This is a genomic window from Winogradskyella sp. PE311 (genome assembly GCF_046545555.1).
In the GTDB taxonomy this organism is placed as follows: Bacteria; Bacteroidota; Bacteroidia; order Flavobacteriales; family Flavobacteriaceae; genus Winogradskyella.
Map to the genome: position 1 here is coordinate 174,195 of NZ_JBHZTH010000003.1, position 26,726 is coordinate 200,920.

Annotated in this window: 26 protein-coding genes; 17 read left to right on the forward strand and 9 right to left on the reverse strand. The window is 32.3% G+C overall.

The window, feature by feature from the left end; translation table 11 throughout:
- The first annotated feature begins 25 nt into the window (after window positions 1-25).
- The 10 genes from ACFWU4_RS11990 to ACFWU4_RS12035 all read left to right on the forward strand — a co-directional run bounded on the left by ACFWU4_RS11990 (window position 26) and on the right by ACFWU4_RS12035 (window position 13,521).
- Window positions 26-2,233 (forward strand): RelA/SpoT family protein, encoded by a 2,208-nt coding sequence (locus ACFWU4_RS11990; protein WP_411128176.1) that lies wholly within the window; start codon window positions 26-28, stop codon window positions 2,231-2,233.
- Between the two features lie 113 nt (window positions 2,234-2,346).
- Window positions 2,347-2,799, forward strand: a complete 453-nt coding sequence (locus tag ACFWU4_RS11995; protein ID WP_411128178.1) for a Fur family transcriptional regulator — start codon at window positions 2,347-2,349, stop codon at window positions 2,797-2,799.
- Between the two features lie 13 nt (window positions 2,800-2,812).
- Window positions 2,813-4,093, forward strand: a complete 1,281-nt coding sequence (locus ACFWU4_RS12000) for an adenylosuccinate synthase (RefSeq protein ID WP_411128180.1) — start codon at window positions 2,813-2,815, stop codon at window positions 4,091-4,093.
- 80 nt (window positions 4,094-4,173) lie between these two features.
- A complete protein-coding gene (locus ACFWU4_RS12005) occupies window positions 4,174-5,979 on the forward strand; it encodes an OstA-like protein (protein WP_411128182.1) in 1,806 nt (601 codons plus the stop codon).
- A gap of 1 nt (window position 5,980) precedes the next feature.
- Window positions 5,981-7,156: an aspartate aminotransferase family protein gene (locus tag ACFWU4_RS12010; protein ID WP_411128184.1), complete on the forward strand. Its 1,176-nt coding sequence runs from the start codon at window positions 5,981-5,983 to the stop codon at window positions 7,154-7,156.
- A 159-nt stretch (window positions 7,157-7,315) separates the two neighbouring features.
- Entirely contained in the window at window positions 7,316-8,722 is a 1,407-nt protein-coding gene (locus ACFWU4_RS12015; RefSeq protein WP_411128186.1) for a tetratricopeptide repeat protein, read from the forward strand.
- Between the two features lie 38 nt (window positions 8,723-8,760).
- Window positions 8,761-9,729, forward strand: a complete 969-nt coding sequence (locus tag ACFWU4_RS12020) for a DUF368 domain-containing protein (protein ID WP_411128188.1) — start codon at window positions 8,761-8,763, stop codon at window positions 9,727-9,729.
- Window positions 9,729-10,748 (forward strand): DUF368 domain-containing protein, encoded by a 1,020-nt coding sequence (locus ACFWU4_RS12025; protein ID WP_411128189.1) that lies wholly within the window; start codon window positions 9,729-9,731, stop codon window positions 10,746-10,748. Before ACFWU4_RS12020 ends, ACFWU4_RS12025 begins: the two co-directional genes overlap by 1 nt.
- Window positions 10,717-11,478, forward strand: a complete 762-nt coding sequence (locus ACFWU4_RS12030; protein WP_411128191.1) for a shikimate dehydrogenase family protein — start codon at window positions 10,717-10,719, stop codon at window positions 11,476-11,478. Before ACFWU4_RS12025 ends, ACFWU4_RS12030 begins: the two co-directional genes overlap by 32 nt.
- Before the next feature lie 78 nt (window positions 11,479-11,556).
- Window positions 11,557-13,521, forward strand: coding sequence for a DUF349 domain-containing protein (locus ACFWU4_RS12035; protein WP_411128193.1), 1,965 nt, complete (start codon window positions 11,557-11,559; stop codon window positions 13,519-13,521).
- A 273-nt stretch (window positions 13,522-13,794) separates the two neighbouring features.
- Here the strand turns inward: ACFWU4_RS12035 and mazG are convergent, their stop codons facing one another.
- Genes mazG through ruvX form a run of 4 tightly spaced genes read right to left on the reverse strand, consistent with a single transcriptional unit; the run spans window position 13,795 to window position 16,057 of the window.
- On the reverse strand, window positions 13,795-14,568 hold the full coding sequence (gene mazG, locus ACFWU4_RS12040; protein ID WP_411128195.1) for a nucleoside triphosphate pyrophosphohydrolase: 774 nt from the start codon (window positions 14,566-14,568) through the stop codon (window positions 13,795-13,797).
- Window positions 14,569-14,570: 2 nt separating this feature from the next.
- A complete protein-coding gene (locus ACFWU4_RS12045) occupies window positions 14,571-15,002 on the reverse strand; it encodes a DUF5606 domain-containing protein (protein WP_411128197.1) in 432 nt (143 codons plus the stop codon).
- A 10-nt stretch (window positions 15,003-15,012) separates the two neighbouring features.
- On the reverse strand, window positions 15,013-15,603 hold the full coding sequence (gene def, locus ACFWU4_RS12050) for a peptide deformylase (protein ID WP_411128199.1): 591 nt from the start codon (window positions 15,601-15,603) through the stop codon (window positions 15,013-15,015).
- Between the two features lie 40 nt (window positions 15,604-15,643).
- Complete coding sequence (gene ruvX / locus ACFWU4_RS12055; protein WP_411128201.1) at window positions 15,644-16,057, reverse strand: Holliday junction resolvase RuvX; 414 nt, start codon at window positions 16,055-16,057, stop codon at window positions 15,644-15,646.
- 368 nt (window positions 16,058-16,425) lie between these two features.
- Here ruvX and ACFWU4_RS12060 point away from each other — a divergent pair, with 368 nt between their 5' ends.
- Entirely contained in the window at window positions 16,426-17,241 is an 816-nt protein-coding gene (locus tag ACFWU4_RS12060) for a 2,3,4,5-tetrahydropyridine-2,6-dicarboxylate N-succinyltransferase (RefSeq protein WP_411128203.1), read from the forward strand.
- Window positions 17,242-18,309, forward strand: a complete 1,068-nt coding sequence (locus tag ACFWU4_RS12065) for a glycosyltransferase family 9 protein (RefSeq protein WP_411128204.1) — start codon at window positions 17,242-17,244, stop codon at window positions 18,307-18,309. It abuts the gene before it with no gap.
- Here ACFWU4_RS12065 and ACFWU4_RS12070 read toward each other — a convergent pair.
- Complete coding sequence (locus tag ACFWU4_RS12070) at window positions 18,306-19,127, reverse strand: glycosyltransferase family 2 protein (RefSeq protein WP_411128206.1); 822 nt, start codon at window positions 19,125-19,127, stop codon at window positions 18,306-18,308. The two genes, ACFWU4_RS12065 and ACFWU4_RS12070, sit on opposite strands and share 4 nt — an antisense overlap.
- Window positions 19,128-19,131: 4 nt before the next feature.
- On the reverse strand, window positions 19,132-19,953 hold the full coding sequence (locus ACFWU4_RS12075; protein WP_411128208.1) for a glycosyltransferase family 2 protein: 822 nt from the start codon (window positions 19,951-19,953) through the stop codon (window positions 19,132-19,134).
- A gap of 41 nt (window positions 19,954-19,994) precedes the next feature.
- Between ACFWU4_RS12075 and ACFWU4_RS12080 the strand changes: the two genes are divergently transcribed.
- On the forward strand, window positions 19,995-20,762 hold the full coding sequence (locus tag ACFWU4_RS12080) for a glycosyltransferase family 2 protein (protein WP_411128210.1): 768 nt from the start codon (window positions 19,995-19,997) through the stop codon (window positions 20,760-20,762).
- Here ACFWU4_RS12080 and ACFWU4_RS12085 read toward each other — a convergent pair.
- Complete coding sequence (locus tag ACFWU4_RS12085) at window positions 20,759-21,526, reverse strand: Kdo domain containing protein (RefSeq protein WP_411128212.1); 768 nt, start codon at window positions 21,524-21,526, stop codon at window positions 20,759-20,761. The two genes, ACFWU4_RS12080 and ACFWU4_RS12085, sit on opposite strands and share 4 nt — an antisense overlap.
- A 48-nt stretch (window positions 21,527-21,574) precedes the next feature.
- The gene (locus tag ACFWU4_RS12090; protein ID WP_411128214.1) at window positions 21,575-22,579 is read right to left on the reverse strand and encodes a glycosyltransferase family 52; all 1,005 of its coding nucleotides are present in this window, start codon (window positions 22,577-22,579) and stop codon (window positions 21,575-21,577) included.
- 164 nt (window positions 22,580-22,743) lie between these two features.
- Between ACFWU4_RS12090 and ACFWU4_RS12095 the strand changes: the two genes are divergently transcribed.
- The 4 genes from ACFWU4_RS12095 to ACFWU4_RS12110 are packed head-to-tail and all read left to right on the forward strand — an operon-like array spanning window position 22,744 to window position 26,208.
- Window positions 22,744-24,159: a CCA tRNA nucleotidyltransferase gene (locus ACFWU4_RS12095; protein WP_411128216.1), complete on the forward strand. Its 1,416-nt coding sequence runs from the start codon at window positions 22,744-22,746 to the stop codon at window positions 24,157-24,159.
- Window positions 24,156-24,614, forward strand: a complete 459-nt coding sequence (locus ACFWU4_RS12100; protein WP_411128218.1) for a GNAT family N-acetyltransferase — start codon at window positions 24,156-24,158, stop codon at window positions 24,612-24,614. The genes ACFWU4_RS12095 and ACFWU4_RS12100 overlap by 4 nt, the downstream gene beginning before the upstream one ends.
- The gene (locus ACFWU4_RS12105; RefSeq protein WP_411128220.1) at window positions 24,611-25,645 is read left to right on the forward strand and encodes a COX15/CtaA family protein; all 1,035 of its coding nucleotides are present in this window, start codon (window positions 24,611-24,613) and stop codon (window positions 25,643-25,645) included. Before ACFWU4_RS12100 ends, ACFWU4_RS12105 begins: the two co-directional genes overlap by 4 nt.
- Window positions 25,646-25,683: 38 nt before the next feature.
- Window positions 25,684-26,208: an IS1096 element passenger TnpR family protein gene (locus ACFWU4_RS12110; protein WP_411128222.1), complete on the forward strand. Its 525-nt coding sequence runs from the start codon at window positions 25,684-25,686 to the stop codon at window positions 26,206-26,208.
- On the opposite strand, the gene ACFWU4_RS12115 is transcribed toward ACFWU4_RS12110, so the two are convergent.
- Window positions 26,209-26,580 (reverse strand): hypothetical protein, encoded by a 372-nt coding sequence (locus tag ACFWU4_RS12115; protein WP_411128224.1) that lies wholly within the window; start codon window positions 26,578-26,580, stop codon window positions 26,209-26,211.
- Window positions 26,581-26,726: the final 146 nt, after the last annotated feature.

Consider the following 26,726-nt stretch of genomic DNA (forward strand, 5'->3'; position numbering starts at 1 on the left):
AAAACCATTTCACTATTTTAGTTCTATGACTGCAGAAGCCATAGAAAAAGAAAATAAAGCCATTGCACAAGCTTACAAAGAGTTACTCAAAGTAAGTTATCAGACTTTAACAGCAGACGATAAGAAATTGATTCGTCAAGCCTTTGAGGTTGCGGTTGATGCGCATAAAGAACAACGGCGTAAGTCTGGCGAGGCCTATATTTTTCATCCTATTGCAGTGGCTAAAATTGTAGCTCAAGAAATTGGTTTAGATGCCACTTCTATTGCAGCAGCTTTGCTTCATGATGTTGTTGAAGACAATCCAGATTATACCATCGCAGACATGGAGCGCCTTTTTGGAGAAACCGTTGCTAAAATAGTTGATGGTCTTACAAAAATATCTTCCTTAAAAAAGGATATGGATGTTTCGCTTCAGGCAGAGAACTTCCGAAAAATGTTACTGACACTCAATGAAGATGTGCGCGTTATCATTATAAAAATTGCTGACCGTTTGCACAATATGCAAACAATGGATGCGATGCGACCAGATAAGCAAGTTAAAATAGCTTCAGAAACCTTATATATCTATGCTCCTTTAGCACACAGAATTGGACTTTATAATATTAAAACAGAGCTAGAAGATTTAGGCCTTAAGTACACCGAACCTGAGGTATACAATGACCTTTTAGGAAAAATGCAAGAGAGTAAGGAAGAGCAAGATGCTTATATCAAAGCCTTTTCTGGAGTCATCGAGAATTCACTAAATAAAGAAAAACTGAATTACGAGATTAAAGGTCGTCCGAAATCTATTTTTAGTATTCGTCGTAAAATCGTAAAACAAGGAGTCTCCTTTGATGAAGTCTATGATAAATTTGCGGTACGTATTATTTATAAATCTGACCTTGCAAATGAAAAGTTTTTGGCTTGGAAAATTTACTCTATTGTAACCGATCACTTTACGCCAAATCCAACCCGCTTACGAGATTGGATTTCTTCACCCAAAGGCACTGGTTATGAAGCCCTTCATATCACTGTAGTTGGCCCAAAAAGTCGTTTTGTCGAAGTACAGATTAGAAGTGAGCGCATGAATGAGATTGCTGAAAAAGGCTACGCAGCGCACTACAAATACAAAAATAATGATGACAAAGACGACAATTTAGATCTTTGGATTAATAGATTACAAGAAGCTTTGGAGAATAATGAAGCTGATGCTGTAGATTTTGTAGAGCAATTTAAACTCAACCTCTACTCTAAAGAAATCTTTGTGTTTTCGCCAAAGGGAGATTTAAAGTCGTTACCAAAAGGTGCGACTCCACTAGATTTTGCTTTTAGTATACATACCGAAGTTGGTATGAAAACTCGTGGAGCAAAAGTGAATGGTAAGTTGGTACCATTAAGTAATGAACTGCAAAGCGGAGATCGTGTAGAAATTTTGACCTCAGAAAATGCTAAACCCAACGCAAACTGGTTAGATTATGCAACTACGGCAAGAGCACGTAGTAAAATAAAATCTGCCTTAAATGCGGATACAAAAGAAATAGCTGAAGAAGGAAAAGAGATTTTAAGACGTAAGCTTAAGCAACTAAAGATTAGTTTAAATGAAAAATCAGTTAATGAATTGGTTAGTTATTTTAAATTAAACACATCATTAGATCTATTTTATCGTGTTGGCATAGGTACTATTGACAATACCAAACTAAAAGCATTTGCTGCATCGCGAAGTAACATGTTTGTAAGTTATTTTAAAAACAAAATCTACAAGCCATCTGTACCAAAAGATATAAATAAAGACGAAATTACGTCTAGCTATGATATGCTTGTTTTTGGTAAAGAAGAAGAACGATTAGATTATTCTCTTGCTAATTGCTGTAATCCAATTCCTGGTGACAAAGTTTTTGGTTTCGTTACAATAAATGATGGTATAAAAATTCATAAAAAAAATTGCCCAAATGCAGTGAGCTTACAATCAAATTATGCATACAGAATAATGCAAGCAAAATGGATAGATTCTTCGCAACGCACTTATACGTCTCAGATAAAACTATCTGGTATTGATAATCTTGGTTTAGTTAATGATATAACCAAACTTATATCTGAGAATTTACACGTAAATATGAAAAGCATTAGTTTTTCTAGTGATGATGGTGTATTCAGCGGCAATATTACCGTTGAAGTAAAAAACCAAACGATGCTAAAAAAGCTAATTGACAAGCTTAAAAAAATTAACGGAATCGATAAAGTTACTCGAGTATAATTACCAGATAAAACATTAAAAAAGTTATTAAGAGGTTGTTCATTTCTTTTGCTCTTAATCCCATTTTTTATAATTCATATCCTATTAAATTTACTTAAATTTACCCCTTAATTATGAGTACAACAACAGAAGAAAGTAATCAGGATATTGTAAAGCGTGTTTTTACACAATTCCTTGAAGATAAAGGTCACAGAAAAACACCTGAGCGCTACGCTATACTTCAAGAAATCTATGATAGTGAAGAACATTTTGATATTGAGTCTTTATATATTAAAATGAAAAATAAAAACTATCGTGTAAGTAGAGCAACACTTTATAATACTATTGAATTATTGTTAGATTGTGCTTTAGTGCGTAAGCATCAATTTGGACAAAATCAGGCTCATTACGAAAAATCTTATTTTGACAAGCAGCACGATCATGTTATTCTTACAGATACAGGAGAAGTAATAGAATTTTGTGATCCACGCATTCAATCCATAAAAAAAACCATCGAAGAGGTTTTTGATATTCAGATAACTAATCATTCACTATATTTTTACGGTAATCGTAAAAAAGAAGACTAATTAATTTTTTACAATGGCAGTAGATTTACTACTTGGATTACAATGGGGCGACGAAGGCAAAGGAAAAATTGTTGATGTATTCACCTCTAAATACGATATTATTGCGCGGTTTCAAGGTGGACCAAATGCAGGACATACTTTAGTCTTTAATGGCAGAAAACATGTTTTACATACTATTCCTTCTGGTATATTTCATGACGATACGATTAATTTAGTTGGCAACGGTGTTGTGATAGACCCTGTAATTTTCAAAAAAGAATTAGACAAGCTAGATGAGCAAAATGTTGATTATAAAAAATCACTTTGTATCTCAAGAAAAGCACATATCATATTACCTACGCATCGTTTATTAGATGCGGCAAGTGAAGCTTCTAAAGGAAAAGCAAAAATAGGCTCAACTCTTAAAGGTATTGGTCCAACATATATGGACAAGACTGGCAGAAATGGAATACGAGTTGGTGATATTGAATTAGCAGACTGGAAAGATAAATATAGAGCTTTGGCAGATAAGCATGAAGCTATGATTGATTTCTATAATGTAGATATTCAATATGATTTAAAAGATTTAGAAAAAGATTTCTTCAATGCAATCGAGACGTTAAAAAGCCTAAAGTTTATAGATTCAGAAGAATTTATTCATCAAGCACAAACGTCTGGTAAATCTATTCTCGCTGAAGGTGCTCAAGGCTCATTATTAGATATTGACTTTGGAACTTATCCGTTCGTAACATCCTCTAATACAACTGCTGCTGGCGCTTGTACAGGACTAGGTGTTGCACCTAATCAAATAGGTGATGTATTTGGTATTTTTAAAGCATATACAACACGAGTTGGTTCTGGACCTTTCCCAACAGAATTATTTGATGAAGACGGAGAAACTATGGGTCGTGTTGGTCACGAATTTGGTGCAACAACTGGCAGGCCAAGACGTTGTGGCTGGCTAGATTTAGTAGCTTTACGCTATGCTTGCCAAGTTAATGGTGTTACGCAACTAATTATGATGAAAGGAGACGTACTTTCAGGTTTTAAAACGCTTAAAATATGTACTGCCTATAAATACAAAGGTGAAGAGATACAACATTTACCATATAATATTGAGGCAGAAAATGTAACTCCTATTTATAAAGAAATAGAAGGTTGGTCAGAAGATTTAACAGGTATGACGGAAGCGTCTCAATTACCTAAAGCTTTTAATGGTTATGTTGAATTCTTAGAAAAAGAGTTGAATATTCCTATTACAATTGCATCTGTTGGCCCTGATCGTAAGCAAACTATTATTCGCAAAACGCTTTAAAAAGAAGCTTTTTTGCACTGTTAAAAAAACTGTTAATCCATACTAAAGCTAATCTATAAGTGTTACTTTGTAAAAAACATATGGTTTTGAATAGTTTTAAGAATATCTTTTTTGTCCTTATCTTATGTCTTACCTTATCTGGTTTTTCGCAAGAAAAACAGAGAATACGTATTGAGTATGCTGGCATCGCTTCATCTAATCCTAACATTAATGAAGGTGCATTTGTGTTTCTAAGAGACGAGACGCAACAAATTCATTTTATTCATGAAGGAGTTAACATGTGGTGTGATAAGGCCATTTATTACGAGGATCAGGATTTCATTGAAGCCTTTAGTAACGTTGTAATGAAGCAAGGCGACTCTATTAATATGGTTGCTAAATATGTAGAATATAGTGGTAAAACACAATTAGCATTTGCTCAAGGTGATGTTATTTTAACAGAGCCACAATCTACTTTAACAACCAATAAACTCTATTTTGATAGGACTAGACAACTCGCCTATTATAATACAAAAGGTAAAGTAGTTAGAGATTCTTCTGGAACTATTACTAGCCAAGTTGGCAGGTATTACATGAATGCTAAGAAATATCAATTTACTAAAGATGTAGTTTTAGTAAACCCAGATTACACACTAAAAACGGAACGCCTCGATTTCTTTCCAGACAATGGACACGCATATTTATTTGGTCCATCCACTATAGATGGCGAAGATAGTACAGTGTATTGCGAACGCGGTTTTTATGACACCAACGCAAATACAGGTTATTTTCAGCGTAATGCTAAAATTAATTATGACGACAGAATCGTAGAGGGCGACAGTCTTTATTTTGATCGTGATAGAAGTTTTGCTTCTGCCACCAACAATATAAAAGTTACAGACACTATTAACAACAGCGTTGTTAGAGGACATTACGCCGAAGTTTGGAAAGACAAAGATTCATTATTTATAACCAAACGTGCTTTGGCCATAACAGTACAAGAGAAAGACTCTGTTTACTTACATGCAGACACCTTAATGGTTACAGGTAAAGAAGATAATCGTATAACAAGAGCTTATTATAAAGCAAGATTATATAAGAGCGATTTAGCTGGTAAAGCAGATTCAATTCATGTAGACCATAAAACCGGATTAACTAAAATGATTAATTTAAGTCGCTTTAGTTCAGATGATATTTTTGCAACTACAAGGAAACCTGTACTTTGGAATTTAGATAATCAAATCACTGGTGACACGATACATCTATTATCTAATGTAGAAACTGAAAAATTAGATTCTCTAAAAGTTTTTAATAATGCCTTCTTAGTCAGTAAGGATACAATTAGTGAAGATGCATTTAATCAAATTAAAGGACAACGCCTCATTGGTCTTTTTAGAGATAACGAACTCTACAATGTTGATATTATTAAGAATGCAGAAACGATTCGCTTTATGCGAAATGAAGAAAATGAACTAATTGGAATTCAAAAATCTAAATCTGGAAGTTTAAATATTCAAATTATTGACCAAGCCATCGAAGAAGTTCGATTTATAAATCAAATAGATGGGAACATATATCCTGAAGATGAGTTTCCTAAGAGTGGTAAACGATTAAGAGGGTTTGATTGGAGAGGAGAAGAACGTCTAACTTCTATTAATGATTTATTTAAGGATGAAGCACCAATAGTTTTACCAATAATTAAAGGACTTCACGATTACATACCACCCGAAGAATTTGTTGACGACAGTGTTACAAAGCGAATTGAAGAAGCTGGTAAAACAACACCTAACAAACCTAATAAAGCAGCAAGAAATCTTCCGAAGAAAACTACGACTGTAATCCCGGTAGTGCCTGAAATGAAACCGGTAAAAAGTACAAAAGAAAAAAAAGCTAAAGAAGGTCAATAAATTGGAGCAAGACTTTTTTAAATATCAAGCTCAGACAACACCACATCCATTGGCAATGGAAGTAAGTCATGCAAAAGGCTCTTATATTTTTAATAAAAACGGTAAATCTTATCTCGATTTTGTAGCTGGAGTTTCAGCCTGCAGTTTAGGACACTCTAACCCTAAGGTTATTAATGCTGTTAAGGTCCAATTAGATAAATATTTGCATGTTATGGTCTATGGAGAATACATCCAAGAACCAGCTTTAGAGTTATCTAAATTGTTAGCAGCCCATTTACCAAAACCCTTAGAGACTACATATTTAGTAAATTCTGGAACCGAAGCAATTGAAGGTAGCATTAAACTAGCACGTCGTTATACTGGGAGAAGTGAAATTATAGCAGCCAAAAATGCATATCATGGAAATACCATGGGTTCTTTAAGCTTAATGGACTATGAAGAGCGTAAACAACCTTTTTTACCATTAATACCAGATATAAAACATATTGAATTTAACTGCGAATGGTGCTTACATCAAATTACAAAAAATACAGCAGGTGTGATTTTAGAAACTATTCAAGGTGGAGCTGGTTTTATAGAGCCAATTAATGATTATCTAGCCAAAGTACAAAAACGCTGTAATGATGTTGGTGCACTTTTTATTTTAGATGAAATTCAACCAGGAATAGGTAGAACTGGTAAACTATTTGGTTTTCAGAATTATAACTGTAAACCAGATGTAGTTGTTACTGGTAAAGGATTAGGTGGTGGCTTACCAATTGGAGCCTTCACTGCTTCTAAAAAAATGATGGATACTTTAAAGGATAACCCAAAATTAGGACACATTACAACCTTTGGAGGTAATCCTGTTATTGCAGCGGCCGCATTAGCCACATTGAGTGAGGTTTTAGAATCCAATTTAATGCGTGATGCATTAGAAAAAGAAGATCTTATTCGTAAACATCTTCGGCACCCTCTAATTAAAGAAATAAGAGGCAAAGGCCTAATGCTAGCCATTATAATGGAAAGTTCAGATATTGCAAACACATTAATTTTAAGTGCACAAGATCGAGGGTTAATTCTATTTTGGCTACTTTTTGAACCTCGAGCAGTAAGAATCACTCCCCCTTTAACTATTTCTAAGCAAGAAATTATTACAGGCTGTAATTTAATAACTTCTATTTTAGATTCAATATAACTTTACTCAGACTTATTTAACCTATTGATTTTCAATTAATAAAAGATTTTATTTTAAGTTTCATTTCAATGTTAATTAATTTGTTAAAAACAATAATCTATAAATCTTAGATGTATAAATGATAAGAGTAACTTCGAGTAGTGAATATTTAAACTGCTTATGAATTATAGTCAAGACGACGAAAAATTTCCGCTTACTCGATTTGAATCTATGCTTAAAACAAATGATATTTTGTTTTTTGATTCTAGTGAATTCGAAAATATTATTCACCATTACTTAGAAAATGGTAAAATAGCTTTATCTAAAAGGGCCATTAAGTTAGGATTAGAACAACACCCTTCTTCAATAAATTTAAGATTATTTCAAGTTGAAATTTTAGTGATTGAAAATAAATTTTCTGAAGCTGATGATGTATTAGATATGCTTCATGATTTAGAACCAAATAACGAAGAAATATTCATTCAAAAAGCAAATGTTCTTTCTAAACAAGATAAACACGAAGAAGCAATAAACACCTTACTAATTGCCATTGATATTTCTAGTACACCAAATGAAGATGCAGATCTATACGCTTTAGTTGGTATGGAATATCTTTTTTTAGATCAATTTGAAAATGCTATTATCTATTTCAAAAAATGTTTAGACTCTGACATCTCTGATTATTCTGCACTGCACAACATAGTTTATTGTTATGATTTTTTAAATAAAAATGAAGAAGCCATAACTTACCTTAATAACTTCCTAGATAGAAACCCTTATTGTGAGGTAGCATGGCACCAATTAGGACGTCAATACTTTACAATTAAAGATTATTCTAAAGCTAATGCTGCTTTTGATTTCGCAATAATCTCTGACGACACGTTTGTCAGTGCTTATATTGAAAAAGGGAAGATTTTAGAAAAATTAAAGCAGTACGACGAAGCCATTGAGAATTATAAAATAACTTTAGCCTTAGATGAACCTACTTCTTTTGCTTTATTACGTATTGGTTATTGTTATGATAAATTAGAACAAGATGATCTTGCAATACAATTCTTTAAAAAGACTATTGATGAGGATGCGCTATTAGATAAGGGTTGGATAGCCATTACAAAGTTCTACATGAAACGTTTAAACTATCAAAAAGCGCTTCATTACATTAATAAGGCTGTAAATATTGACGGCGAAAATGTTTTATACTGGAAACTTTTTGCAACTATTAATAAGCGATTAAATTTTCTTGAAGAAGCAGAAATTGGCTATAAACGTACATTAGATTTAGGGAATTATGAATTAGAGACTTGGCTCGATAGAGGAGATATTCTAACTGCTTTAGGTGAATATGAAGCTGCTATTTACAACTTAATTCAAGCTACTGAATTCTATCCGGAAAATGCCGAGATTGAATATCGTCTAGGAGGTTTATATTTTACAACGCTTAAGTCAGAAGAAGGCCGTTTTCATCTAAAAAATGCTGTAAGACTTAATAAAGATTATAGTTTTATAATTTCCGAATTATTTCCAAGCCTTAACGATAGACCGATGATTAGAGCTATTATTTCAGATTCTAAAAACACCTCAAATTAATAAAAAATCATACCTTAGCATTACCATAATATAAAGAAATGCAAAGACGTTTAATAGACTATTTATTAATAACATTTAAAGGCATTGCGATGGGTGCAGCAGATGTTGTACCTGGTGTTTCTGGAGGAACTATTGCTTTTATTTCTGGCATATACGAAGAGCTTCTTGAAAGCATTGATAAAGTTGGACTAGATGTTTTTAAAGTATGGAAAAAAGAGGGTTTTAAAACTGCTTGGAATTCTATAAACGGAAACTTCCTTCTGGCATTATTTTCTGGTATTGCTATTAGTATCCTCTCTCTGGCAAAAATTATAAAATGGTTATTACATAATGAACCTGTACTATTATGGTCCTTCTTTTTTGGTTTGGTACTTGCAAGTATTCTTTATATAGCAAAGCAAATTAAAGGTTGGTCTATAAAAGTTATTATTGCGGTTATAGTCACATCTGTATTATCGTATTTTATAACATTAGCAGAACCTTTTGCTTCACCAGATAGCTCTATTTATTTATTATTTTGCGGATTTATAGCAATTATAGCAATGATACTTCCTGGTGTCTCTGGCGCCTTCATTTTATTAATTTTAGGTGCATACCAAACAGCTATTGACACTATTAATAATCTTATTGAAGGATTATCAACAGGGAATATGGAACTTTTTAAAGATGCATTATTTAAATTTGCTCTTTTAGCGTTAGGAGCCATTGTTGGACTCAAAGTCTTTTCTAAAGCACTCAATTGGATGTTTAAGCATCAAAAGAACTTAACTCTAGCCATTTTAACTGGTTTTATGATTGGCTCTCTAAACAAGATTTGGCCTTGGAAAGAAGTTTTAAAAACCCGTGTCAACTCAGAAGGAGTAGAGGTTACACTTTTAGACAAAAGTATTCTACCAACATCCTACGATGGAGATAACCAAATTGTAATGGCGTTAGTTTTCATTGTTATTGGGTTCGCAGCTATTCTCATTTTAGAAAGTTTAGGGAGACAAAAAAATAAGGCCTAATGCCTGGCTCTAGAACTTTAAAAGACAACATATTTCTCGTCATTAAAGGTTTGGCTATGGGCGCAGCTAATAAAGTACCTGGCGTATCTGGTGGTGTGGTAGCGTTTGTTGCTGGGTTTTATGAAGAATTTATTTATTCTCTTCAACGTGTTAACAAAAAGGCCTTTAAACTCCTATTCAATGGTCGTATAAAAAGTTTTTATAATTACATTAACGGTCACTTTTTAAGCTTACTTTTCTTAGGAATGATTATTAGTTACTTCAGTGTTTCTAAGGTTTTAGATTATTTAATAGTACATTATCAATTGTATGTATGGAGTTTGTTTTTTGGAATGATTCTAGGTTCCATATATTATATTAGTAAAGATTTTGGTGAATGGAAAAGAAAAACAATTTTCGCTCTCTTTTTAGGTGCTGCTGCTGGTCTTAGTATTAGTTTTTTAGATCCTGCTACTGAAAATGATAACCTAATCTTTGTTTTTTTCTGTGGTATAATTAGTGTCTCTGGAATGACTCTTCCTGGGTTTTCTGGATCTTTTATTCTTATTCTACTAGGCAATTATGTATTGCTTTTAGTAGATTCTGTGAATGCCTTATATGATACAATTTTTGATATCTTTAGTGGTGATTTTGAATTTATAAAAAATGAAGCACGTGTAAGAATGCTTAAAGTTTTAGGCATATTTACTTTGGGCTCTGTAACTGGTTTAGTAACCTTTTCTCACATATTAAGCTATATTTTAAAACAATATAAGAGTGTAACACTTGCAACTATAATGGGATTTATTATTGGCTCATTAGGTGTGGTATGGCCTTGGAAAGAAACGATTTACAAAGTTAATTCTGAAGGTGCACTAATTTTAGACTCTACAGGAAAACACATCATTGAAAATTACCAACGGTATTTGCCCGAATTCAATACGCAAACTTACATTGCAATTTCATATATTAGCTTAGGCATCCTTATAGTATTAGGATTAGAATGGTATGGACAACAAACAAGAAAAGTCAAAATTTAAATTCGGTTTAGTAGGTAAAGATATATCCTATTCATTTTCTAGAGATTATTTTGCTAAAAAATTTGAGCGAAAAGGCTTATTACATTCCTATGTTAACTTTGACTTAAAGCGTATTGGAAAATTAGACGATATTATTCTTAATACAAATAATCTAAAAGGTTTAAATGTTACAATTCCATATAAAGAAGAGGTCATTCCTATGCTAGATGATTTAAATAAGCGTGCTCGTAAAATCGGAGCGGTTAACACCATCAGAATCACTCGTTATAAAAAACTCATAGGATATAATACCGATTATTATGGTTTTAAAAACTCATTAAAACCACATTTAAAAAAGCATCATAAACACGCTTTAATTCTTGGTACTGGTGGCGCATCAAAGGCTATTGCATATGCGCTTAAAAAGCTAAAAATTCAATATGATTATGTCTCGCGTTCTCCGAAAGAAGGAGTGAAATTTTTATATTCAGATTTAACTGATGACATAATATCCACATATAATATTATTATTAATTGTACACCGATAGGTACTTTTCCTAACGTAAATTTTTGCCCAGATATACCGTATGAAGGTATTACAGACAAGCACATATTATACGATCTAATTTACAATCCTGAACAAACTAAATTTCTCAGTTGTGGAGACATGAAAGGCGCTACAACTATTAATGGTTTAGAAATGTTAAAACTACAAGCCGAAAAATCTTGGGAAATTTGGAATAAGTCTTAATACTGAGCTAAGCTTCTATTTCCTTTTTATTTCACGGAGTTGTTACTATCTTTAACGTCCTTATAAAAACAACGACATATGTCTGAGAACGATAACCTGCTAAATGCAGATGGAAAAAACGAAGTAGAATCACAAGAGTCTACTCCTACACAAAAAACAAACCCAGAGGCTGGAACTACTAGTAATAACATAGCTGCAGTTAACCCAGAAAAAGAAGAATTAACAGAAGAATCTTCTGAGACTCCTATTGAGCATGTTGACGAAATTGAAGCCTCAAACGCAGAGGATGCTGAAGATGAATCTAATGTCGAACGGCATGATGTGGAAGAAAAGGACTACCACTCCATGTCAATGCAAGAATTGTCAACTGAATTAAATAGGCTTTTAAAGCACCACAAAGTGCAGACAATTTCTAAACAAGTTAATGAAATTAAATCAGAATTTAATGGCAAATACAGTCAGTTACTCGAGGAGAAAAAGGAAGAATTTATAAATGACGGCGGTAACGAGATTGACTTTTATTATACCAACGATACTAAGAAATTATTTAATCAACTTTATAAAGACTATAAACAATCTATAAGTTCTTATTACAAGGAACGTGAGCAAAATTTAAAGCAAAACCTTGAAAATAGATTATCAATAATAGAGGACATCAAAGGCTTACTTTCTGTAGAAGAAAATATGGGTACTACCTATAAAACCTTTAAAGAACTTCAAGAAAAATGGCGTAATGCCGGACCAATTCCTAGAGATAAATACAATAACGCTTGGAACACCTATCACCATCACGTTGAACGTTTCTATGATTTCTTACATCTTAATAATGATTTAAGAGACATGGACTTTAAGCATAACTATGAGCAAAAAATTAAGATTATAGAACGTGCTGAAGAACTTGTTACTGATAACAATACAAATCGCACTTTTCGAGAATTACAAGTACTCCATAAACTTTGGAAAGAAGAACTAGGGCCTGTAGCTAAAGTACATAGAGACGAAATATGGGAACGCTTTAGTAATGCAACAAAAGCAATTCATGATAAACGACAAGCCTATTATGCCGATTTAGATAAAGCCCACCAAAAGAATCTAGAAAGAAAGGAAGAACTTATATCTCAGATACAAGCGATAGCTGATGACGAGACCAATGCTCATGGTGCGTGGCAAAACAAGATTAAGGAAGTTGAAACTTTGCGAGATGCATTCTTCAAAGCAGGGAAAGTGCCTCTAAAGGTAAATGAAGCCACTTGGGCAAAATTTAAAGATGCGGTTAGAAAATTCAATCGTGGAAAAAATAAATTCTATAAAGAATTAAAGAAAGACCAATACACCAACTTACAAAAGAAGAAAGAGCTTATTAAAATTGCTGAAGAACATAAAGAGAGTGATGATTTTGTCAATGTAACTCCTTTGATGAAGAAAATTCAAAACGACTGGAAGAAAATAGGGCACGTACCTAGACGTGATAGCGATAAAATATGGAAACAATTTAAGGGAGCCTGTAATCACTTCTTTGATAGAATGAATGCTGAGCGTAAAGCAAAGGATCAACATTTATATGATGCCTTCGATAAAAAAACCAAACTATTAGACGCCTTAAAAGAATTAAAATTGTCAGATGATCCTAAAACGGATATAAAAACCTTACAGGCTAAAATCTCTGAATGGAAAACAGTTGGTTATGTACCTCAAAATAAAAGATATATTGATGGTAAATTCTATAAAGCCATTGATGATGCTTTCGATAAGCTTAAGATGGATAAGTCTAAGTTAGAAATGATAAAGTTTGAAAGTAAATTAGAGAATCTTGCTGATTCTGATGATACTAGGCTACTAGATAATGAACAAAACTTTATTAGAAAACGTATTGGAGAGGTACAATCTGAAATTACACAGTTAGAAAACAACTTGCAGTTTTTCTCTAATGTAGATTCTGATAATCCATTGGTAAAAGATGTGCATAAAAATATAGACAATCACAAAAAAGATTTAGATACTTGGAAAGCTAAGTTGATTAAGATTCGTGGAATGTATAGTTAGTTATAAATCAAAACCCATCAGTTACCAACTGATGGGTTTTGCCCTAACTAAACTAAATTAACCTTAATTACAACCGCTTAAATAATAATTAAGATCTCCTACTAAGATTATAAAAACGTTTTTTGTTTCTATACCTTAATTACGCAGAGAAATTACTTTTAGATGTTTTTACTTTTGTTTTTTTGATAATTTTAACGTTAGATATCGTAGAAGTTAATTGCAATAAATAGCATCACATTTATTGAATTACCACTATTTATGAATATTAGAAGGTTATAAAGACTTTGCTTCTTCCCAGAATATATCCATTTCAGATAGTGTCATATCTTTAAGAGACTTATTTAAATCTTTAGCTTTACTTTCTAGGTATTGAAAACGTTTGATGAATTTTTTATTGGTTCGTTCTAAAGCGTTTTCCGGGTCAACTTTTAAGAACCGAGCATAATTAATCATAGAAAATAAAACATCGCCAAATTCATTTTCAATGCCATTAGCATCCCCTTTTAGAATTTCTACTTTGAGTTCTGCAAGCTCCTCCTCTACTTTTTCAAAAACTTGTTCTGGTTTTTCCCAATCAAAGCCAACACCTGCAACTTTATCTTGTATACGATTTGCTTTGACCATAGCTGGTAAACTTTTTGGAACACCCTCTAAAACACTTGCTTTACCTTCTTTTAGTTTAAGTTGCTCCCAATTACGTTTTACATCTTCTTCATTTGCTACAATAACATCTCCATATATATGTGGATGTCGGTCTACCAACTTATCACAAATACTATGACATACATCTGCAATATCAAAATCACTTGTTTCACTTCCTATTTTAGAATAAAAAACGATATGTAGCAATACATCTCCGAGTTCCTTTTTTACTTCTTCTAAGTCGTTATCTAAAATAGCATCTCCTAGCTCGTAAACTTCTTCAATAGTTAAGTGACGAAGAGACTCCATTGTTTGCTTCTTATCCCACGGACATTGCTCTCGCAACTCATCCATAATATTGAGCAAACGTTCAAAGGCTTTAAGCTGATTAGTTTTATCAGACATTTCTATTCTTCTTCGTCAGAAGTATCAGTAGAATCTTCTTCTGTTTCTAAGGTACCTAATAAATCGTTTTTCTGCAGTAAATTATACCACTGAACTACTTTCTTAATATCTGACGGATATACGCGATCTTCATCATAATCTGGTAAGACTTCAAAGAAGAATTCTTCTAACGTATCTTTTCCATCTTTATGACTGATAGCAGTTTGTTTTCCATTTTCTTTTTCTTTAACTTTTTTAAGCACATCTCTTAATGGTACTTCTTCTGTTAAAGTATAGATGGCAATTTCGCTTAAAATACTTATGTTACTGTGCGCACCGACTGTAAGTCTCTTTTTATCTACTAAAGATTCTACCACAGCACCTGTTCTTGTCTGTGTTACAATTTGAAATAATCCTGGTTTACCAGAAATGGATAAAATTTTATCTAAACTCATATATAATGTATTAACGCTTTCTGCTCATTGCAGGAAAACGCATTCTATAATCTATTTTAATTTTTCCTTTCGAAATATTTGTCAACTTTCCCTTAATTAGACGTTTTTTAAAAGACGATAACTTATCTGTAAATAGAACTCCCTCGATATGATCGTATTCGTGCTGAATAACTCTAGCAATTAAACCATCATACTCTTCAACATGTGTTTCAAAATTTTCATCTTGATATTGAATTTTTATTCTAGGTTTTCTAAATACATCTTCTCTCACATCAGGAATACTTAAACACCCTTCATTAAAAGCCCACTCATCTCCTTCTTCCTCTAAAATTTGTGGATTTATAAAGGTCTTTTTAAAATTCTTCATTTGTTCTCTATCTTTTTCAGACAAATCTTCATCATCGGCAAATGGTTCCGTATCAACCAAAAATATTCTAATAGGTAAACCAATTTGTGGCGCTGCTAGACCAACACCATATGCTCCATACATGGTTTCATACATGTTCTCTAAGAGTTCTTTTAACTTCGGATAATCCTTATCAATCTCTTTCGCTTCTTTCTTTAAAACAGGATCGCCATAAGCTACAATTGGTAATATCATATTCTAATTATTTTTTCGGGTGCAAAAATACAATTCTTATTTAAGAATTAGAAGCCATATAACTTTGTAGTATTAACGTAGCACTTATTTCATCAATCAACGCTTTATTTTGACGCTGCTTTTTCTTTAGCCCACTATCTATCATAGTTTGAAAAGCCATTTTTGACGTAAAACGTTCATCTACCCGCTTTATTGGAATATTAGGTATCGACTTTGTCAATTGCATCAAAAACTTCTGAATATAAACCTCACTTTCTGAAGCCGTGTTATCCATTTGCTTTGGTTCTCCTACAACAAATTTTTCAACATTTTCGTTAGAAACATATTTTTTTAAGAATGAAATTAGATCTTTAGTATTAACAGTAGTCAATCCTGAGGCAATAATTTGCATTTCGTCAGTTACAGCTAATCCTGTCCGTTTTGTACCATAGTCTATCGCTAAGATTCTTCCCATTGATCGTAAAGATAATATAATAAAAAACGCTTCTTAGCAAGAAGAAGCGTTTTTCAATAATTAGCTATCAATTAAGTCTTGATTTTATTACCCTCTATAAACAAATCAATGTGTTAATCAATTATAAGACACTAAAGTTTTAACTAAGTCACATTTGTTTTAATAATTAAAAAAAGAAAACCCCTCAAACTTAAGGGGAGAGGGGTTTTCGAAATTAGCTATCAATTAAATTCTTAGATATTTATAGAAATAAATAATCCTCGCACTTAACTGATAATAAGACACTACATTTTTTATGAGGTCACAATTATTTTAAAATACTTTCTGAAGCCTTATTATCGACTTATCTTTGGTTAAAATTTTAAGAGATGAAACAACTACAATCCGTAATAGAAAATGCATGGGAAGACCGTTCCCTTTTAACTAACCAAGTAACTATAGATGCTATAAGAAGCGTAATAAACCTAATTGATGAAGGCACTCTTAGAGTCGCTGAACCTGTAAAAGATGGCTGGCAAGTGAATGAATGGGTTAAAAAAGCTGTTGTTCTTTATTTTCCAATTCAGAAAATGGAGTCATTTGAAGTTGGTGTTTTTGAGTACCATGATAAAATACCACTAAAACGTGGTTATGCTGATAAAGGCATAAGAGTGGTTCCTCACGCTGTGGCAAGACATGGAGCATATATCTCTAAAGGTGTTATTATGATGCCAAGTTATGTTAATATAGGAGCCTATGTAGCCGAAGGTACTATGGTAGATACTTGGGCAACTGTTGGTAGTTGTGCTCAGATTGGTAAAAATGTACATTTATCGGGCGGAGTTGGTATAGGTGGTGTATTAGAACCTTTGCAAGCAGCACCGGTTATTATAGAGGATGGTGCTTTTATTGGCAGCCGCTGTATTGTAGTTGAAGGAGTCCGTGTAGAAAAAGAAGCGGTTTTAGGTGCGAATGTTGTATTAACTATGAGTACCAAAATTATTGATGTAACTGGTGACGAACCGGTTGAGATGAAAGGAAGAGTACCTGCACGTTCTGTTGTTATACCAGGAAGTTATACTAAAAACTTTAAGGCGGGAGAATTCCAAGTTCCTTGTGCATTAATTATTGGAAAACGTAAAGAAAGTACCGATAAGAAAACATCTTTAAACGATGCATTACGTGAGTATGGTGTCGCCGTGTAAATGAAAATCTTAATCATACAACAGAAAATGATAGGTGATGTTTTGGCTACAAGCATTTTGTTTGAGGCCATAAAGCAAAAATATCCTAGTGCTAAATTACACTATGTAATAAATTCGCACACCTATCCTGTTGTTAAAGAAAACCCTTTTATAGATACGTTCCATTTTTTTACTCCAAAGCACGAAAAGAGTAAGCTCAAATTATTGAAATTTGCTAATCAATTACGAAAAGAAAATTTTGATGTGCTTATTGATGTCTACTCTAAGATTTCGAGTCAGATTATTTCTATGCGCTCTAAGGCGGATATTAAAATCTCTATAGATAAAGGTCACAACCATTTTATTTTTAATAATCGAGTTAAATACAAATCAACTGCACAAACTAATGCAGGTTTGGCAATAGAAAACAGGCTACAATTATTAAAACCTTTAAATATTGAGGTTTCTAAAATTGTAAGACCAAAAATTTATATCACAGATGCTGAAAAGGTGAATGCCAAACTGTTTTTAGAATCTAATTCGATTGATCTTAATAAGCCACTTTACATGTTAGGAGTTTTAGGAAGCGGAAGTAACAAAACGTATCCTCTAGAGCTTATGGCCAAAGTAATTGATAATATTGCTGACACTAAACCAAATAGTCAAATAATATTTAATTATATACCTAAACAAGAAGATGATGCAAGAGCCTTATTAAAATTATGCTCGGTAAAAACTCAAGAACATATCTATTTTAATGTCTTTGGTGAAAATCTTAGAGATTTCTTGGCAATGACAACACATTGTGATGCCTTAATTGGTAACGAAGGAGGGGCAATTAATATGGCCAAAGCCTTAATGATTCCTACATTTACTATTTTTTCACCTTGGATTAAAAAAGAAGCATGGAACATGTTTGATGAAGGCAACAAGCATGTTTCTATTCATTTAAAGGACTACCAGAGTCAGCATTACGCAAAAACCACACATCCAAAAGAGCTAAAAACGAAAGCTTTCGAACTATATAAAAAATTTAGTCCTTCATTTTTTGAACAAGAATTAAAAGATTTTTTAAAACGTTTAAGTTAATTTTTTTCTATTCCGAAAGTCGTCCAATTTTTATTCTCGTTTTTTGTTGTGGCTCTAATCGCTAGATTTTTATCGATGGACTCTTTTGTTTTATAGCCCCTTGGATGATCTAAATGCAGGCAAACAGCACTGTATCTTATCTGCTTAGACTTTAATCCAAAATTAAATAAACGCTCTCCCAGTTCGCGATCTTGACCTCCATATTGCATACGTTCGTCAAATCCATTTACGGCAACAATATCTTTTTTCCATCCTGATGAGTTGTGACCATTCCAACTTGCATTTGTTGGAGTTACAGTATTTAAGAACTGTCTAGAAAACCCTTTCGCAGTTAGTTTATTATTTTTAAATGAAGACTTTAAACCATGAGACTTTAACCACTTTACATTAAAGCATCGTTGCGATAAGATATCATCCTTTGTTATAAGTTTAGAAATAGTCATAGGTAGCATAAAATAACCACCAGAAAGAAAATAACCTTCTTCTCGCTCCTTAATGTGCACCTCAACATAGTCCGCTCGTGCCATACAATCTCCATCGCTCATGAGAATATAGTCTGAACTACAAGCTAATATAGCTTTATTTAAAATCTGTGATTTCTGAAACCCATTGTCTTTATGCCAAACGTGCACGATAGAGTAACTTACTTCAGATTTCATTTTTTCAATAAGATCAAGAGTTGGTTGTTTTGAGCCATCATCTGCAATAATCATTTCAAAATTCTTATAATTCTGTGCCTCATAACTCCACATGACTTTTTCTAACCAGTCTTCAGAATTATATGTACTAATAATGATCGAAATTTCGGGTTTCTGCATATACCTATTTCTTTATACCAAAGGCTGTCCATTTAGACTTGTTCTGCCTTGTCTTTTGCCTTATTTCTTTATTTAAAAGTGTAGCTTCTATATTTTTATAAGGCCTATTATGATACAAATGTAAACAAATCGCACTATATCTAATTTGTAAAAATTTAATGCCATTATTCATCATTCTTTCACCTACTTCCCTGTCTTCACCTCCATAATGCATGCGTTCGTCAAATCCATTTACTGCTATTATATCGGCCCTATAACAAGATACATTCATACCGTCGAAAGTAGCTTTTGTTGGTGTTATTGTATTTAAAAAATTAGCTGTAAATTTCGATTTTGTCAATTTATTTAATTTAAAACTCCTTGGTTGGCCATTTACTATTAACCAATCCTTTTTAAAACATTTTTGGGCAATAATAAGTTCTCTCGTAATTTCTTTAGAAATGTTTTCTGTAAGCTTAAAATAACCACCAGATAGTGCGCTCTTTTTTCGTTTTAAAAGACTGTGTTGTGCAACAAAATCCTTACGAGGAATACAATCGCCATCAGTAAAAATAAGATACTGCGCATTTGAAGCTTCAATGGCTTTATTCAAAATTTTTGTTTTCTGAAAACCATTATCTACTTGCCAAACATGAACAATTTTTATATTCGTTCGTAATTTAAAATTATCAATAACATCTTTAGTTCTCTCGTCAGATCCATCATCGGCTATGATTATCTCAAAGTCTTTAGTGCTTTGAATATTATAACCATCTAAAACTAACTCTAACCATTGTGGCTGATTATAAGTACTAATTATAACAGAGTTATTTGGATGTGATATCATATTAACAAAAGTACTATTTTTACAGCAGTGAAATTGCAACTATGCCAAAACTATCTGGAGTTATTATTACTTTTAATGAAGAACGAAATATTGAAAAATGTTTACAATCTTTAGCAGGCGTTGTTGACGAAATTGTAGTTGTAGATTCTTTTTCTACTGATAAAACCAAAGCCATATGCGAACAATACAATGTAAAATTTGTTGAGCAAAAATTCTTAGGCTATATAGAACAGAAAAATTTTGCTCTAGGAGAAGCTACATATAACCATGTGGTTTCATTAGATGGTGATGAAGCCTTATCTAAGAAACTTCAAGCATCGATTAAGTTGTTAAAAACAACTTGGACACTCGATGGCTATTATGCCAATCGATATAATAATTTCTGTGGTCAATGGATAAAGCATTCCGATTGGTACCCGAATAAAAAATTGCGAGTTTTTGATAAAAGAAAAGCTCAGTGGCAAGGCATTAATCCGCATGATAACGTACAACTCCATGATACCGCTTCTGAAGCCGGTCATTTAAAAGGTGATATTTTGCATTGGACTTACCAGAGCTATAAAGAAATGGATGAAAAAACAGATTACTTCTCTACAATTGCGGCCAAAGCTTATTTAGACAAAGGCAAAACCGCACCTATTTGGAAATTAATTTGGAACCCATCTTGGGCATTCTTCAAAGCTTACTTTCTAAGATTAGGATTCTTAGATGGGCTAAATGGCTATAGAATTTGTTATCAAACCGGAAAAATTACGTATCTCAAGTATTATAAGTTAAGAGAACTTTATAAAGCTCTTAGAGCTTCTTAACCTTTACGCCAAAATTTTAGTTTTTTCTTTAATCGTCTGCGCCTTTGATAATTATATTGAAAATTCTCAGTGTACTCCCACATTAGGTTATAGACTTCTTCATAAGGTTTATTTATACATTTTGAGTACTCATCACTCATAACCTCCACCATTTGCTTGTGGGTTGTTAAGCGCGCAAAATTTTTAATTCTAGCCTCAAAATCCATCGGACCAAATTGCATTCTATTTAAATCAACCAAATAAAATTTATAGGTAGAACCCACTTTTTTAATTAAAGTATTACCTGGCGAATGATCTAAAAAATTCACACCATTTTCGTGCAATAAAAATGTGAATTTTGTGAATGCTCTTAGTATTTGTTCGTGATTAGGATAATCAAAGTTCGTGGTCAATTCTCTATATGTTAAATCACAATCTTGTTGCTTACTTACGTAATAACTATTTTTGAAGAGTAATACAGACGTAAATTCAAAATAGGCAATAGGAGTTGGTGTACCAATACCAAAATTAATTAATTCATTAGCATATTCATACGAGCGTTGTGCTTTACTTTTTCTAAAAAATTTATACGTTATTTGATTAATTATATTGGGAATCTTAAATGACTTTATGTTTAAGGTTTCATCGTTTAAGCTAAATAACTTTAATGAATTTCTATCTTGATTTCCAAAAGGTACTCCGGAGTTATCAAAATTACTAATCATAGCGCCAATCAACTTTTCGGAGTTAATAAAATCGCTATGTATGTGTTTTTTTTCTATCATTTAAATTAACTTATGGCAGCAGCATCCTTAACTTTAAAATTGTTTGAATTAGCGTTTAAGATAATCCATTCCTAAAAAATTAGTCTCCCCAACATGTTTTAGATTAAAAATAGCACCAGAGCATATTGTATGAGCTTCGTCAAAGTAAATAGAACTATCCATATTTAAAACCTCTATTGGAAGTAACTTTGGTATTATTTTTATGTCTTCATCCTTAAAAACAGATTTGTAATCGATTTCTTCTCTTGGGTGCAATTTTAGATAGATTTCCATTCCTTTAGATTTAGCGTTATCAATAAAGCCTTTATAAATAGCAATCATTTCTTCTGGTGTTACTTTAAAACCAGATTTAATTAGAGGTTGTGTTAGTATAATTACTTTTCTCTTTTTTGAATAAACCTCTAGATCTCCCAATTTAAATGCATTTATAATTTCTTTTTTTTCCGTTTCGTTAATAGTATCTAATAAATAACCTAAATCTAGTTTAGAGGCCTTAGCCCTTAACGTAGCATCTATCATCTTTTCTGGGTTTTGCACTAATATTTCCTCTACTTGTTTATCGTAACCCATAAGTTGCGGAAAGCCTAATAACTGGCGTTTAAAACGTCTTATCCTTCTTGCTTTTTTAGTATATGTTCCGATTCCTTCCTCTATCATTCGAAACTTATTCTTGGGATATTTAATTAAAAAGTAAGCTTTAGACATTATAATGTGAAATAAGTTAATTTCAGCATCAGAAATAAAACTGTGGTATTTCCCTAAATTAGGATTGAACTCCTCAAATAATTTTACTAGAGTCGATGACCTTCTAAAAATACTATCAAACTTAGTTCCCTCTTTTTTTAATGCTATAACAGCTGAGGCACCTTTAACACTTATGACATCTTCAAAAGTTTTGAGTTGTTTTAATGGGTCTACATATACATCTATACCTTCAGTACCTTCTCCATTAATTATCAACAACGTTTTTTTTCCGCTTTTATAATTTTCATAAGACAGAAGAATGCTAACATATATATGATAAACTGAATCTATAACATAAACTTGATGCATCTCACTGTTTTTAACAAAAATAGTATTCTTAATTTAGAATAAATATAGGCTACAGAAATAGTTTTAGGAATTTTAATAGATAGGTTGCTTATCGTATCTTTGCATCTCAAAAAAATGATTGTTCTTTAATGAAATAATCACAGAAAAAGGTGTCGATATATAACATGAATCATAAGATTGCCATAAAAGGAAAAATTTTTCAAATTATCTCAGAATCTGCAAAAGAACTGAACATTAACGCATTCGTTATTGGTGGTTTTGTTAGAGACTATTTCCTAGATCGTGGTAACGCAAAAGATATAGATATAGTAGCAATAGGAAGTGGTATAGAATTGGCTCAGCAAGTTTCTAAGAACTTACCAAATAACCCTAAAGTACAAGTCTTTAAAACTTATGGTACAGCAATGTTACGCTATAACGATATTGAAATTGAATTCGTTGGTGCACGTAAAGAGAGTTACACAAAAGATAGCAGAAACCCAGTTGTAGAAAGTGGGACTTTACAAGATGACCAAAATAGACGAGACTTTACCATTAATGCTCTGGCTTTAAGTTTAAACCATAATAACTTTGGCGAATTATTAGACCCTTTTAATGGTATTACCGATTTAGATAAAGGAATTATACGGACACCGCAAAACCCAGATATAACCTATAGCGATGACCCTTTGCGTATGATGAGAGCTATTCGATTTGCATCGCAATTAAATTTTGAAATTGAAGACAAATCCTTAGAAGCCATCTCAGCTAATAAAGAGCGTATAGAAATTATAAGCAAAGAGCGTATCGTTGTAGAACTCAACAAAATTCTTGGAAGTAAAAAACCTTCTATTGGATTTCTCCATTTAGAAAAAACCGGTTTATTAAGTTATTTTTTACCTGAACTCACCGATTTAAAAGGTATTGATGAGATTGAAGGTCAAAGGCATAAAGATAATTTCTATCACACTCTAGAAGTTGTAGATAATATAGCTAAAACAACCAATAATCTTTGGTTACGTTGGGCAGCTTTATTGCATGATATTGGCAAAGCACCGACTAAAAAGTTTCATAAAAAAATAGGTTGGACATTTCATGCGCACGAATTTGTAGGTTCTAAAATGGTATACAAACTATTTAAACGGTTAAAAATGCCACTTAATGACAAAATGAAATTTGTACAGAAAATGGTGTTTATGAGTTCTAGACCTATCGTTTTAGCAACAGATGTTACGGATGCTGCAGTAAGACGTTTAGTCTTTGATGCAGGTGATTATGTAGATGATTTAATGACACTTTGCGAAGCCGATATAACAACAAAGAATCCTAAAAAATTTATAAAATATCATAATAATTTTAAACTTGTAAGGGATAAAATTGTTGAAGTTGAAGAAAGAGATCGCGTAAGAGATTTTCAACCTCCAGTATCTGGAGAAGAAATTATGAAAACGTTTAACCTTAAACCTTCAAAGGAAATAGGCATTATTAAAGAAGCCATAAAAGAAGCAATTCTCGAAGGTGATATTGCCAATGAGCATGAGGCTGCCTTTCAATTAATGCTTAAAAAAGGTAAGGCTTTAGGATTGACAGTAGAATTATGATAAAAATCATTAGAACAGATGCTCACCATAAGGATTTTAAAGCATTAGTAAAGCAACTTGATGCTTATCTGAAAGTAACTGATGGAGATGAACACGATTTTTATAATCAATTTAATGCAATTGAAAATCTAAACCATGTGATTATTGCAAAACATAATAATGAAGTTGTTGGATGTGGAGCATTTAAAAATTTCGATGATACTAAAGTAGAAGTTAAGAGAATGTTTACCGTGGCTAAAGCACGTAAAAAAGGGGTTGCTTCAAAAATTTTAAAAGGTTTAGAAGATTGGGCCAAAGAATTGGGTTATGCGTTTACGCTATTAGAAACTGGAATTCGCCAAACCGAAGCCGTTGAGTTTTATAAAAAAAACGCTTATCAGCTAACTTCTAACTACGGCCAATACATCGGAATAGAAAACAGTCTTTGTTTTAAAAAGAAATTAAACAAGCAATGAAGAGGACTTATAGAAAAACTGTAAAAATAGCCTTAGTTTTAGTTTACCTAGTAATTATAGCTGGCGCAGTGGTAAGGATGACTGGTTCGGGAATGGGATGTCCAGATTGGCCAAAGTGCTTTGGCTATTATATACCACCAACAGAATTAGCTGAGCTACAATTTAAACCAAATCATAATTACAAAAAAGGTATTGTAATTATAGTAGATGAAGAATTACAAGTTTCGCAATCACAATTTACTTCGGGAGCATCATTAGACCTAAATAACTGGGAACCATATACGGCGCACGATTATGCAACATTTAATCCGTTGCACACATGGGTAGAATATATCAATAGATTATTGGGTGCACTTTCGGGTATTCCTATTCTAATATTTACTATTCTGTCTATATGGTTATGGAAAGACAGAAAACGCTTCTTATTGCTTTCATTATTTACAGTAATAGGCATGGCTTTTCAGGCATGGCTTGGAAAAACTGTTGTAGATTCAAATTTGGCACCTTACAAAATTACTATTCATATGGTTATGGCGTTAGTGATTGTTGCCGTATTATTATATCTCATCTATCTGGCAAAAACACATTTTAAAAAACAAACTTTCGATAAGTTGTTTAGAAATGTTTTAATTGTGGCAACCTTATTAACTTTAATACAAATTGTTTTAGGCACTCAAGTACGGCAGTTTATAGACGAGCAAGTAAAATCAATTGGTTATGTAAAATCCCTTTGGATGGAAAATCCTCAACTAGATTTTTATATTCATCGTAGCTTATCCATAGCTGTTCTGTTTATAAATCTTTGGCTTTTTCAGAGAAACAAAAAACTCAATCTAGGTTACAATAAGTTTAAACTCGTATTAATTTGCATAGGCCTAGAAATTCTAACAGGGATAATAATGTACTATTTTGATTTTCCATTTACATCTCAACCATTACATCTAGTTATAGCGACAATTTTAATTGGTATACAGTTCTATATCATCTTAGAAAGTAGTCGCAGAGGTGCTATAAAATTAGGTACTGATTAAACTTAAATTGTATCTTTGCAATAGATTAATAATTAACAATGATATATAGATTTAGAGTCATACTAGATAACACTACAGAAGATGATGTTTTTCGTGATTTAGAGATTCGCGAAAGTGATACCATGGAAGACTTACATAACATTATAACGCAATCTTTTGGGTTTGATGGTATGGAAATGGCATCATTTTATATTAGTGACGAACAATGGAATCAAGGCGAAGAAATTGCTATGATGGATATGAGCGAAGCTGGTGCCGAAGTAAAAATGATGAGCACAACCATTATTAGCGATGTAGTGCATGAAGCTGCAACAAGATTAATCTACTTGTACGATTTTATGAATATGTGGACATTTTATGTTGAGCTTGGCGAAATAATTGAAGAAGCTCAAGGTACAGATTATCCAAATTTAATGTATGTTCATGGTCAAATCCCTGATGAAGCGCCAGAAAAAACTTTTGAAGCTGAAGAAAATGATGATGACAATGAATTTGAGGAATTTGAAGATGGATTAGATCTTGATGATTATAGCGATTTAGACTTTGATGAAAATTGGAATTAATTAATTTTCATTAAATAGCTGTTCAATAACCTTTTCTTTATCATCCTTTAGCTTGCCATTAGTTCCGTATTTTAAATTGAAATTTTTACCAAGCCCGAATTCTAGTGGCTTGTAAGAGGATAATGTATTATTGAAAGCAACAGACCTACTTCTATTTTGAATTAACATTTTTAAATTGAAAACGATTTTTTCGACTTTTAAGTTAGAAACCTGTATTGCTTTAACAGTTTTACGATCATCAATTAAAGCTTTAGAAGTATGAATGTCATTTGTTAAGTCACTATCGCTTAAATTAAAGTCTCCAGAATCTTGAGCAAAAGTTAAGTTTGCAGAAAACAAAACTATAATTGCAATAAAAATTACGCTTTTCATACTAATGATTTCTTTAAATTTACAATAAAAATAATTAAAGACTAAAATCTTTATGTAACAAAAATAGAAGAGGCTCGTCTTATCTACATAACCAACATATACTAAACTTGTTTTAGTATCTTGTAAACCAATCAATCTTTAAAACC